This window comes from Enterobacter cloacae complex sp. 2024EL-00214 (assembly GCF_043945575.1).
Lineage (GTDB): Bacteria > Pseudomonadota > Gammaproteobacteria > Enterobacterales > Enterobacteriaceae > Enterobacter > Enterobacter cloacae_P.
The window spans coordinates 14828-27369 of record NZ_JBIMRC010000031.1; the positions used below are offsets into that span (position 1 = coordinate 14828).

The 12542-nt window shown below is 52.1% G+C and carries 8 protein-coding genes and 1 pseudogene; all 9 read right to left on the bottom strand.

Going from position 1 to position 12542, the window contains the following annotated elements; all coding sequences use genetic code 11:
* Positions 1–84: 84 nt before the first annotated feature.
* Complete coding sequence (rpoC, locus tag ACHHZ6_RS23305; protein WP_182273025.1) at positions 85–4308, bottom strand: DNA-directed RNA polymerase subunit beta'; 4224 nt, start codon at positions 4306–4308, stop codon at positions 85–87.
* A gap of 76 nt (positions 4309–4384) precedes the next feature.
* The gene (gene rpoB, locus ACHHZ6_RS23310) at positions 4385–8413 is read right to left on the bottom strand and encodes a DNA-directed RNA polymerase subunit beta (RefSeq protein ID WP_182919232.1); all 4029 of its coding nucleotides are present in this window, start codon (positions 8411–8413) and stop codon (positions 4385–4387) included.
* Between the two features lie 319 nt (positions 8414–8732).
* On the bottom strand, positions 8733–9101 hold the full coding sequence (gene rplL, locus ACHHZ6_RS23315; protein ID WP_014882064.1) for a 50S ribosomal protein L7/L12: 369 nt from the start codon (positions 9099–9101) through the stop codon (positions 8733–8735).
* Positions 9102–9167: 66 nt separating this feature from the next.
* A complete protein-coding gene (gene rplJ / locus ACHHZ6_RS23320; RefSeq protein WP_004097644.1) occupies positions 9168–9665 on the bottom strand; it encodes a 50S ribosomal protein L10 in 498 nt (165 codons plus the stop codon).
* 291 nt (positions 9666–9956) lie between these two features.
* Complete coding sequence (rplA, locus tag ACHHZ6_RS23325) at positions 9957–10661, bottom strand: 50S ribosomal protein L1 (protein ID WP_182273028.1); 705 nt, start codon at positions 10659–10661, stop codon at positions 9957–9959.
* 3 nt (positions 10662–10664) lie between these two features.
* Complete coding sequence (gene rplK / locus ACHHZ6_RS23330) at positions 10665–11093, bottom strand: 50S ribosomal protein L11 (RefSeq protein WP_008503452.1); 429 nt, start codon at positions 11091–11093, stop codon at positions 10665–10667.
* 155 nt (positions 11094–11248) lie between these two features.
* A complete protein-coding gene (gene nusG / locus ACHHZ6_RS23335) occupies positions 11249–11794 on the bottom strand; it encodes a transcription termination/antitermination protein NusG (protein WP_003862341.1) in 546 nt (181 codons plus the stop codon).
* A gap of 1 nt (position 11795) precedes the next feature.
* Positions 11796–12179 (bottom strand): preprotein translocase subunit SecE, encoded by a 384-nt coding sequence (gene secE / locus ACHHZ6_RS23340; protein ID WP_196390692.1) that lies wholly within the window; start codon positions 12177–12179, stop codon positions 11796–11798.
* Between the two features lie 229 nt (positions 12180–12408).
* Positions 12409–12542, bottom strand: a pseudogene (tuf, locus tag ACHHZ6_RS23345) (elongation factor Tu); the annotation flags it as partial.

Consider the following 12542-nt stretch of genomic DNA (forward strand, 5'->3'; position numbering starts at 1 on the left):
TAAAAGCCCGGTAGTGCTACGCTGACCGACAAAACGCCATAAAAAAACCCGCCGAAGCGGGTTTTTTATTAGCTGAATCAACGATTACTCGTTGTCGGAACCGCCCAGACCTGCGTTCAGCAGTTCTGCCAGGCTCGCGGATGCATCTTCTGCAGTCACCTGCGGTGCTGCTGGCAGTTCGCCCGCTGCACGACGACGCATACGATCCTGATGGTACGCATAACCGGTACCAGCCGGGATCAGACGACCCACGATAACGTTCTCTTTCAGACCACGCAGTTCATCACGTTTACCCGCAACAGCCGCTTCGGTCAGGACACGAGTCGTTTCCTGGAACGATGCTGCAGAGATGAAGGACTCGGTTGCCAGAGACGCTTTGGTGATACCCAGCAGATCGCGTGCGAAGGTCGCACCGATTTTGCCGTTCGCTTCCAGATCGCGGTTAGCGATCTTAACGCGTGAGTATTCAACCTGTTCGCCTTCCAGGAACTCAGAGCTGCCTGCGTTTTCGATGGTTGCTTTACGCAGCATCTGACGAACGATAACTTCGATGTGTTTATCGTTAATCTTAACGCCTTGCAGACGGTAAACGTCCTGTACTTCGTTGGTGATGTAACGCGTTACCGCGTGTACGCCACGAAGACGCAGAATGTCGTGCGGCGCTTCTGGACCGTCGGAAACCACGTCACCACGTTCTACACGTTCACCTTCGAACACGTTGAGCTGACGCCACTTAGGAATCATCTCTTCGTACGGCTCGCTACCATCAACCGGGGTGATCACCAGACGGCGTTTACCTTTGGTCTCTTTACCGAAGGAAATGATACCGCTGATTTCAGCCAGGATTGCCGGCTCTTTCGGACGACGTGCTTCGAACAGATCCGCAACGCGTGGCAGACCACCGGTGATGTCCTTGGTACCGCTGGATTCCTGAGGAATACGCGCCAGAGCATCACCCGCACCAATCTGAATGCCATCTTCCAGCTGAACGATCGCTTTACCCGGCAGGAAGTACTGCGCAGGCATATCGGTACCAGGGATCAGAACGTCGTTACCCTGAGCATCAACGATTTTCAGTGCAGGACGCAGATCTTTACCACCGGTAGTACGTTCAGCAGAATCCAGGACCACCAGAGAAGACAGACCGGTCAGCTCGTCGGTCTGACGAGTAATGGTCTGGCCGTCGATCATGTCAGTGAAGCGGATGAAACCACTTACTTCGGTGATAACCGGCATGGTGTGTGGATCCCAGTTTGCAACGGTTTCACCGCCAGCAACCTGCTCGCCATCACCTTTCGCCATAACAGCACCGTAAGGCACTTTATAGCTCTCTTTGGTACGACCGAATTCGTCGATCAGTTTCAGCTCGGTGTTACGAGAGGTCACAACCAGCTTGCCAGCGGAGTTAACAACAGACTTCGCGTTGCTGAGCTTGATGCTACCTTTGTTTTTCACCTGGATGCTGGATTCAGCAGCCGCACGAGATGCCGCACCACCGATGTGGAACGTACGCATCGTCAGCTGTGTACCCGGTTCACCGATGGACTGTGCCGCGATAACACCGATTGCTTCACCTTTGTTGATGATGTGGCCACGCGCCAGGTCACGACCATAGCAGTGCGCACATACACCAAAGTCGGTGTCACAAGATACAACAGAACGGACTTTCACTGAGTCAACAGAGTTCGCTTCCAGCAGGTCACACCACTGTTCGTGCAGCAGCGTGTTACGTGGAACCAGAATGTCTGCAGTACCCGGCTTCAGAATGTCTTCCGCAGCGACACGACCCAGTACGCGATCGCGCAGTGGCTCTTTAACATCACCACCCTCGATAACCGGGGTCATGGTGATACCTTCGAGGGTGCCACAATCGTCTTCGGTCACAACCAGATCCTGCGCAACGTCAACCAGACGACGCGTCAGATAACCGGAGTTCGCCGTTTTCAGTGCGGTATCCGCCAGACCTTTACGCGCACCGTGCGTGGAGATGAAGTACTGGAGTACGTTCAGACCTTCACGGAAGTTCGCGGTGATTGGCGTTTCGATGATGGAGCCATCTGGCTTCGCCATCAGACCACGCATACCTGCCAGCTGACGAATCTGTGCTGCAGAACCACGCGCACCGGAGTCGGCCATCATGTAGATGCTGTTGAAGGAAACCTGCTGCTCTTCTACGCCGTCACGGTTAATCACGGTTTCGGTTTGCAGGTTATCCATCATCGCTTTGGATACACGATCGTTCGCCGCAGCCCAGATATCGATAACTTTGTTATAGCGTTCGCCTGCGGTTACCAGACCAGACTGGAACTGCTCCTGGATCTCAGCAACTTCAGCTTCCGCTTCAGAGATGATCTCGTGTTTCTTCTCTGGGATAACCATGTCGTCGATACCTACGGACGCACCTGAGCGCGCAGCGTAAGCAAAGCCGGTGTACATGGTCTGGTCAGCGAAGATAACGGTCGGCTTCAGGCCCAGAATGCGGTAACAGGTGTTCAGCATTTTGGAGATTGCTTTCTTGCCCAGCGCCTGGTTGACGATGGAGAAAGGCAGACCTTTCGGTACGATCATCCACAGAATGGCACGGCCAACGGTCGTGTCTTTCAGGCTGGTCTTCGCAACGAATTCGCCGTTTTCATCTTTTTCGTATTCGGTGATACGCACTTTAACGCGCGCATGCAGAGAGGCCAGGCCAGCGCGATAAATACGCTCAGCTTCTTTAGGGCCAGTCAGCACCATGCCTTCGCCTTTGGCGTTAACACAGTCACGGGTCATGTAGTACAGACCCAATACAACGTCCTGAGAAGGAACGATGATTGGTTCACCGTTCGCTGGGGACAGGATGTTGTTGGTAGACATCATCAGCGCACGCGCTTCCAGCTGGGCTTCCAGCGTCAGCGGTACGTGAACAGCCATCTGGTCACCATCGAAGTCGGCGTTATATGCCGCACAAACCAGCGGGTGCAGCTGGATAGCTTTACCTTCGATCAGTACCGGTTCAAATGCCTGGATACCCAGACGGTGCAGTGTTGGTGCACGGTTCAGCAGTACCGGGTGTTCGCGGATAACTTCGTCCAGGATATCCCAAACGACAGCTTCTTCACGCTCAACCATTTTCTTAGCGGCTTTGATGGTGGTGGCGAGGCCACGCAGCTCCAGTTTGCCGTAGATGAATGGTTTGAACAGCTCCAGTGCCATTTTCTTCGGCAGACCGCACTGATGCAGACGCAGGTATGGACCTACGGTGATTACAGAACGACCGGAGTAGTCAACACGCTTACCGAGCAGGTTCTGACGGAAACGACCCTGTTTACCTTTGATCATGTCGGCCAAAGATTTCAGAGGACGTTTGTTAGAACCAGTGATCGCACGACCGCGACGACCGTTATCCAGCAGGGCGTCAACCGCTTCCTGCAGCATACGTTTTTCGTTGCGTACGATGATGTCCGGCGCAGCCAGATCCAGCAGACGTTTCAGACGGTTGTTACGGTTAATGACGCGACGATACAGATCGTTCAGGTCAGACGTTGCAAAACGACCACCATCCAGCGGAACCAGCGGACGCAGATCTGGCGGCAGAACCGGCAGAACGGTCAGGATCATCCACTCTGGTTTGTTACCAGACTGAACGAACGCTTCCAGCAGTTTGATACGCTTGGTCAGCTTTTTACGCTTGGTTTCGGAGTTGGTTTCGTTCAGCTCTTCACGCAGCTGCTCGCACTCTTGCTCCAGATCCATGCTCTTCAGCAGGGCCTGAATAGCTTCCGCACCCATCTTCGCGTCGAATTCGTCACCGAACTCTTCCAGCGCGTCCAGATACTGCTCTTCAGTCAGGATCTGGTGACGTTCCAGGTTCGTCATCCCGCCTTCGATAACCACATAAGATTCGAAGTACAGAACACGTTCGATATCACGCAGTGGCATATCCAGCAGCAGACCGATACGGGACGGCAGGGATTTCAGGAACCAGATGTGGGCAGTTGGAGACGCCAGCTCGATGTGGCCCATGCGCTCACGGCGCACTTTGGTCTGGGTCACTTCAACGCCGCACTTCTCACAGATCACACCACGGTGTTTCAGGCGCTTGTACTTACCGCACAGGCACTCGTAATCTTTTACTGGCCCGAAGATACGTGCACAGAAAAGGCCGTCACGCTCAGGTTTGAACGTACGGTAGTTAATGGTTTCCGGCTTTTTAACTTCACCGAAAGACCATGAACGGATCATGTCTGGCGAAGCCAGAGCAATTTTGATCGCATCAAACTCTTCGGTTTTAGTCTGCGCTTTCAGAAACTTTAATAAATCTTTCACGGATTTGCTCCCGTCGGAGTTAGCACAATCCGGTGTCGGGGGTTAACCCGACACCAGTGACCTGTTTGAGCGAGAATTACTCGTCTTCCAGTTCGATGTTGATACCCAGCGAACGAATCTCTTTCAACAGTACGTTGAAGGATTCTGGCATGCCCGGTTCCATCTGATGGTTGCCGTCCACGATGTTCTTATACATCTTGGTACGACCGTTCACGTCATCAGACTTAACGGTGAGCATTTCCTGCAGGGTGTATGCTGCGCCGTATGCTTCCAGCGCCCACACTTCCATCTCCCCGAAGCGCTGACCACCGAACTGCGCCTTACCACCCAGCGGCTGCTGAGTAACCAGGCTGTAAGAACCGGTAGAACGAGCGTGCATCTTGTCGTCGACCAGGTGGTTCAGTTTCAGCATGTACATGTAACCTACGGTTACCTGACGCTCAAACTGCTCGCCGGTACGGCCGTCAAACAGCGTAATCTGACCAGAAGATGGCAGACCACCCAGTTGCAGCAGCTCTTTAATTTCAGCTTCTTTTGCACCGTCGAATACCGGCGTTGCAATTGGCATACCTTTACGCAGGTTTTCTGCCAGACGCAGCACTTCTTCATCGCTGAAGGTGTTCAGGTCGACTTTCTGACGAACGTCGGTACCCAGATCGTAGGCACGCTGGATGAATTCGCGCAGTTTCGCGACTTCCTGCTGCTGTTTCAGCATGGCGTTAATCTTGTCGCCGATACCTTTCGCAGCCATACCCAGGTGAGTTTCCAGGATCTGACCGATGTTCATACGAGACGGTACACCCAGCGGGTTCAGTACGATATCTACCGGCGTACCGTTAGCATCGTGCGGCATATCTTCGATCGGGTTGATCTTAGAGATAACACCCTTGTTACCGTGACGACCTGCCATCTTATCACCAGGCTGGATCTGACGTTTAACAGCCAGATACACCTTAACAATCTTCAGCACGCCTGGTGCCAGATCGTCGCCCTGAGTGATTTTACGGCGTTTCGCTTCGAGTTTTTTCTCGAACTCGTGTTTCAGTTCGTCATACTGCTCAGCCAGTTGTTCCAGCTGATTTTGTTTCTCTTCGTCGGTCAGACCCAGTTCCAGCCAGCGATCGCGTGGCAGTTTGTCGAGCTTCTCAGCTTCAACACCACCGGCAACCAGCACCGCATAGATACGGCTGAACAGACCCGCTTCGAGGATCTGCAGTTCTTCAGACAGGTCTTTCTTAGCCTGTTTGAGCTGCATCTCTTCGATTTCCAGCGCACGTTTATCTTTCTCAACGCCGTCACGGGTGAAGACCTGAACGTCGATAACCGTACCGGAAACACCGTTTGGCACACGCAGAGAAGAGTCTTTAACGTCAGACGCTTTCTCACCGAAGATTGCACGCAGCAGCTTCTCTTCTGGCGTCAGCTGGGTTTCACCTTTCGGCGTGACCTTACCAACCAGAATGTCGCCACCGGTCACTTCTGCACCGATGTAAACGATACCGGATTCATCCAGTTTGGAGAGCGCAGCTTCACCCACGTTAGGGATATCAGCAGTGATCTCTTCTGGCCCCAGCTTGGTGTCACGGGACACACATGCCAGTTCCTGAATGTGGATGGTGGTGAAACGATCTTCCTGAACCACACGCTCGGAGACGAGGATGGAGTCTTCGAAGTTGTAACCGTTCCACGGCATGAACGCTACGCGCATGTTCTGACCGAGCGCCAGTTCACCGAGGTCGGTGGACGGACCGTCTGCCAGCACGTCGCCGCGCTCAACTGGCTCACCCAGAGATACACAAGGCATCTGGTTGATACAGGTGTTCTGGTTAGAACGGGTGTATTTGGTCAGGTTGTAGATGTCGATACCCGCTTCGCCCGGATACATCTCATCTTCGTTAACTTTGATAACGATACGGGATGCATCAACGTACTGGACGGTACCGCCACGTTTAGCAACTGCAGTAACACCGGAGTCAACGGCAACAGCACGTTCCATACCGGTACCAACCAGCGGCTTATCAGCGCGCAGAGTTGGAACGGCCTGACGTTGCATGTTCGCACCCATCAATGCACGGTTGGCGTCATCGTGTTCCAGGAACGGGATCAGGGACGCACCGACGGAAACCACCTGCTGGGTGGATACGTCCATGTAGTCAACCTGGTCACGGCTGAACAAGCTGGATTCGCCTTTGCTACGGCAGGTAACCAGATCTTCTACAAAGTGGCCTTCGTCATCCAGGTTGGAGTTCGCCTGAGCGATAACGTAGTTGCCTTCTTCGATAGCAGACAGGTAATGAATTTCGTCGGTAACAACACCGTCGGTCACTTTACGGTACGGCGTCTCAAGGAAACCGTATTCGTTAGTCTGTGCGTACACGGACAGGGAGTTGATCAGACCGATGTTTGGACCTTCAGGCGTTTCGATTGGACATACGCGACCGTAGTGAGTCGGGTGTACGTCTCGAACTTCGAAGCCTGCACGTTCACGGGTCAGACCGCCTGGGCCGAGTGCAGAGATACGACGTTTGTGCGTAATCTCAGACAGCGGGTTGTTCTGGTCCATGAACTGAGACAGCTGGCTGGAACCGAAGAACTCTTTCACTGCTGCAGAAATCGGCTTGGCGTTGATCATATCCTGAGGCATCAGGGTATCCAGATCGCCCAGAGACAGACGCTCTTTCACCGCACGCTCTACACGTACCAGGCCAACGCGGAACTGGTTTTCCGCCATTTCGCCTACGGAACGGATACGACGGTTGCCGAGGTGGTCGATATCGTCCACTTCGCCTTTACCGTTACGGATATCGATGAGCTTCTTCATCACTTCGATGATGTCGTCTTTGCTCAGGATACCGGAACCTTCGATTTCGTCGCGCAGCAGAGAACGGTTGAACTTCATACGACCAACCGCGGACAGATCGTAGCGGTCTTCGGAGAAGAACAGGTTCTCGAACAGGCTTTCAGCCGCTTCGCGAGTTGGTGGCTCACCAGGACGCATCATGCGGTAGATTTCTACCAGCGCGCTCAGACGATCGGTGGTTGGGTCGACGCGTACAGTCTCAGAGATGTACGGACCGTGGTCCAGATCGTTGGTGAACAGCGTTTCGATACGTTTGTGGCCAGACTGGCTCAGCTTAGCCAGCAGATCCAGGCTCAGTTCCATGTTCGCCGGGCAGATCAGCTCACCGGTTGACTCGTCAACGTAATCTTTCGCGGACACTTTTCCTGCAATGTATTCAACCGGAACTTCGATGTGTTTGATATCATCTTTTTCCAGCTGACGGATATGGCGCGCAGTGATACGGCGACCTTTTTCCACATACACTTTGCCGTCGGCTTCAATGTCGAACGACGCGGTCTCACCACGCAGACGTTCCGGCACCAGCTCCATCTGCAGCTTGTTGTCGCGGATTTCAAAGACCACTTTCTCAAAGAACAGGTCCAGGATCTGCTCAGTGGTGTATTGCAGCGCACGCAGAATGATGGTTGCAGGCAGCTTACGACGACGGTCGATACGGACAAACAGGTTGTCTTTTGGATCGAACTCGAAGTCCAGCCATGAACCACGGTAAGGAATGATGCGCGCGTTATACAGTACTTTACCGGAAGAGTGTGTTTTACCTTTATCGCTGTCGAAGAAGACGCCCGGGCTACGATGCAGCTGGGAAACGATAACACGCTCAGTACCGTTGATTACGAAAGTACCGTTGTCTGTCATGAGTGGAATTTCACCCATGTAGACTTCTTGTTCTTTAATGTCTTTAACGGTGCCTTCCGGCGCTTCGCGCTCGTAGATCACCAGACGCAGTTTTACGCGCAGCGGTGCGGAATAGGTCACGCCACGGATCTGACATTCCTGAACGTCAAACACCGGTTCGCCAAGGCGGTAGCTGACGTACTGCAGCTCGGAGTTACCGCTGTAGCTCTGAATCGGGAACACGGAACGGAAGGCTGCTTCCAGGCCGTACTGCCCTTCAGGATCTTGCTCGATAAACTTCTGGAACGAGTCAAGCTGGATAGAAAGGAGATATGGAATGTCCAGAACTTGTGGACGTTTACCAAAATCCTTACGAATACGTTTTTTCTCGGTATAGGAGTAAACCATAGGGTTCCTCAGCTCGCTGACAAGTCGACCCATCTGTCCGACGAAGGGACAGTTTGTGCAACACCATTTTGTGGACCGGAAAATTGAATACTTTCCGCAATACCTGTTGCTATCACGCTTAAATCATTTCGTCGCGATTTACACAGAGCGAGCACCCTGTCGCAATATATTAAGTCGTCGATAGAAACAAGCATTGTCAGGACAACCAGCAGTCAAACAGTGTGAAATGCTACTGATGCCTTACAGCGCAAAAAGGCTGGTGACTAAAAAGTCACCAGCCATCAGCCTAATTACTTAGGCTGCAACCAGAAAAGTTGGCTTATTTAACTTCAACTTCAGCGCCAGCTTCTTCCAGAGATTTTTTCAGTGCTTCTGCGTCGTCTTTGCTCACGCCTTCTTTCAGCGCAGCTGGAGCAGATTCTACCAGGTCTTTAGCTTCTTTCAGACCCAGGCCAGTTGCGCCACGTACTGCTTTGATAACAGCAACTTTGTTAGCGCCAGCAGCTTTCAGAATTACGTCGAATTCAGTTTTTTCTTCAGCAGCGTCAGCAGCTGGGCCAGCAGCAACAGCTACAGCGGCAGCAGCAGAAACACCGAATTTTTCTTCCATTGCAGAGATCAGTTCTACAACGTCCATTACGGACATAGCTGCAACTGCTTCAATGATTTGATCTTTAGTGATAGACATTTAAATTGTTCCTGAAAATCAGAATAAGTTTATACGTAAGCAAATGCTTTATAACGATAACTGCTATTAAGCAGCTTCTTTCGCATCGCGAACAGCAGCCAGAGTGCGAACCAGTTTGCCAGCCGAAGCTTCTTTCATGGTTGCCATCAGGCGTGCAATTGCTTCTTCGTAGGTTGGCAGGGTTGCCAGGCGATCGATTTGCGATGCCGGGATCAACTCACCTTCAAAGGCTGCAGCTTTGACCTCAAATTTTGCATTCGCTTTCGCGAACTCTTTGAACAGACGAGCAGCAGCGCCCGGGTGTTCCATAGAGTATGCAATCAGGGTCGGACCAACAAACGTGTCTTTCAGGCACTCGAATGGAGTACCTTCAACTACGCGGCGCAGCAGGGTGTTACGAACAACACGCATGTATACGCCAGCTTCACGACCTGCTTTACGCAGTTCAGTCATTTTGTCTACAGTAACGCCACGGGAATCCGCAACTACTGCAGACAGCGCGCCTTTGGCTACTTCGCTGACTTCAGCAACAATCGCTTGTTTGTCTTGAAGATTTAAAGCCATTAGCTTTGCTCCTGGATGTTTGCCGGAACTCATGTTCCGGAACTCACTTCACTCCTCCAAACGGAGAGAGCGTCTTAATACGGTGAGCAGAAACAAGCCAGAGTATTCAAAAAATAATCTTAGCGTTCTGTCACCGTCTACGCAGGGGATTAAGTCTCTTGCGAAACACCTGCGGTCTTCGACGGAGGCCTGGATAGGCCAGGCTCCAACGAACAAATCTTTTAGCCGCTAACTTTCGTTAGCAAACGTGGGGGTAAGATTGTAGACAAAATCACCGCCCACGTAAAGGCATTAGTTTGCAGCAGCGCTCAGGCCAGCCTGGTCAACTGCAACACCTGCACCCATAGTGGTGGAGATGCTAACTTTCTTGATGTACACGCCTTTAGCCTGAGTTGGTTTCGCTTTTTTCAGCGCAACCAGCAGAGATTCCAGGTTTTCTTTCAGTTTGTCAGCGTCAAAGTCCACTTTACCGATGGTGGTGTGGATGATGCCGTTTTTGTCGTTACGATAACGAACCTGACCTGCTTTAGCGTTCTTAACCGCTTCAGCAACGTTAGGAGTAACGGTACCCACTTTCGGGTTTGGCATCAGGCCGCGTGGACCCAGAACCTGGCCCAGCTGACCAACAACGCGCATTGCATCTGGAGATGCAATAACAACGTCAAAGTTCATTTCGCCTTTCTTGATCTGGTCTGCCAGATCTTCCATACCTACCAGTTCAGCACCAGCAGCTTTAGCAGCTTCTGCGTTTGCACCCTGAGTAAATACAGCTACGCGAACGGAACGGCCAGTACCGTGTGGCAGTACAGTTGCACCACGAACGTTCTGATCAGATTTACGAGCATCGATGCCCAGGTTAACAGCAACGTCAACGCTTTCAACGAACTTAGCAGTAGCCAGTTCTTTCAGCAGAGCGATAGCTTCGTTGATGTCGTACTGTTTGGTCGCATCAACTTTGTCACGGATCACGGACATGCGCTTGGTCAGTTTAGCCATTTCTTAGTCCTCCACTACCAGGCCCATGGAACGTGCAGTACCTTCGATTGAGCGAGTCATCGCTTCAATGTCGGCACCAGTCATGTCGGCAGCTTTGGTCTGCGCGATTTCCTGCAGCTGAGCGCGGGAAATTTTACCCACTTTGTCTTTGTTCGGTTTACCGGAACCAGACTTGATACCAGCCGCTTTCTTCAGCAGAACTGCTGCTGGAGGGGTTTTGGTAACGAAAGTGAAAGAACGGTCAGCGTAAACAGTGATTACGACTGGGATTGGCAGACCTTTTTCCAGGGATTCGGTTTTGGCGTTGAACGCTTTACAGAATTCCATGATGTTCACACCCTGCTGACCCAGAGCTGGACCAACTGGTGGACTTGGGTTCGCCATACCAGCTGCAACCTGCAGCTTGACGTAGGCTTGTACTTTCTTAGCCATTCTAAAATCCTCTGATTGGGTGATAACGCCTCAGGGAGGCTCCCCGTGATAAAAAATCGTTTTACGGGCTTAGCCCATAAAAACAAAAGGCGCGAAATTGTATTCCAATCTCGCGCCCTGTGCAACGATTAAATCGCCGCTTTTTTGATCGCTACTTAGGCTTTTTCTACCTGGGCAAAGTCCAGTTCTACCGGGGTCGCACGACCGAAGATAGAAACAGAAACTTTCAGGCGGGACTTCTCGTAGTCCACTTCTTCAACCACGCCATTAAAGTCAGCAAACGGACCGTCATTAACACGAACCATTTCACCCGGTTCAAACAGCGTTTTCGGACGCGGCTTATCACCCACCTGCTGCAGGCGGTTCATAATCGCATCAACTTCTTTGTCGCTGATTGGAGCCGGACGGTCAGACGTGCCGCCGATAAAGCCCATTACGCGCGGTACGCTGCGCACCAGGTGCCAGCTCGCATCGTTCATAACCATCTGAACCAGCACGTAACCCGGGAAGAATTTACGCTCGCTTTTGCGACGCTGGCCGCCACGGATCTCGACCACTTCTTCGGTCGGAACCATCACTTCGCCAAATAACTCTTCCATATTGTGTAATTTGATATGCTCACGCAGCGATGTTGCTACGCGGCCTTCAAAACCGGAAAACGCCTGAACGACGTACCAACGCTTTTTAGGGGCTTCAGACATCTTAGAACCTCAGGCCAGTGATAAAGGATACCAGGCGAACCAGAATACCATCCAGTCCCCACAGGATCAGTGACATTACCGCAGTTACTGCAGCCACAATCAGAGTGGTATGCAATGTTTCCTGGCGGGTTGGCCAAATGACCTTGCGGACTTCGGTACGTGCTTCGCGCGCGAAAGCAACGGTTGCTTTACCTTTAGTAGTTAACAGCGCGACACCGCCCGCTGCAGCAATCAGAACCACCACTGCCAGCGCACGCAGCGGCAGCATCATGTCACGATAAAGATAGTTGCCAACGATTGCCACAATCAGCAGCACGGCAACAGCGACCCACTTCATCGCTTCCAGGCCGCGCCCGCTCCCTTGAGCTTCGGTATTCGCACTCATAAACCAACCTGTCAGAAGAATTCTACAAATAATTTCACCCCGCGATTGCGAGGCGAGCCAAATCGAAACGCTTAATCCCTTTAGAGATTATACGCTCTCTGCAGAGCCTGTCTCAGCAATGATTATGACAAAAATAATCACTGATGAGCCAGGTTCTGATGTGAAAGCGTGCAAAAAGGGCATCAAATGATGCCCTTTTCATGCGCATTGCGTCAAATGTTATCAGCGATTAGCCGAGAACTTTAGCAACAACGCCCGCGCCAACGGTACGGCCGCCTTCACGGATTGCGAAACGCAGACCGTCGTCCATCGCGATTGGGTGGATCAGCGTCACAACCATCTTGATGTTGTCGCCTGGCATTA

Coding starts and splice junctions, on each gene's coding strand:
- rpoB (WP_182919232.1), bottom strand. CDS start 8,413: ATGGTTTACTCCTATACCGAGAAAAAACGTATTCGTAAGGATTTTGGT.
- rplL (WP_014882064.1), bottom strand. CDS start 9,101: ATGTCTATCACTAAAGATCAAATCATTGAAGCAGTTGCAGCTATGTCC.
- rplJ (WP_004097644.1), bottom strand. CDS start 9,665: ATGGCTTTAAATCTTCAAGACAAACAAGCGATTGTTGCTGAAGTCAGC.
- rplA (WP_182273028.1), bottom strand. CDS start 10,661: ATGGCTAAACTGACCAAGCGCATGTCCGTGATCCGTGACAAAGTTGAT.
- rplK (WP_008503452.1), bottom strand. CDS start 11,093: ATGGCTAAGAAAGTACAAGCCTACGTCAAGCTGCAGGTTGCAGCTGGT.
- nusG (WP_003862341.1), bottom strand. CDS start 11,794: ATGTCTGAAGCCCCTAAAAAGCGTTGGTACGTCGTTCAGGCGTTTTCC.
- secE (WP_196390692.1), bottom strand. CDS start 12,179: ATGAGTGCGAATACCGAAGCTCAAGGGAGCGGGCGCGGCCTGGAAGCG.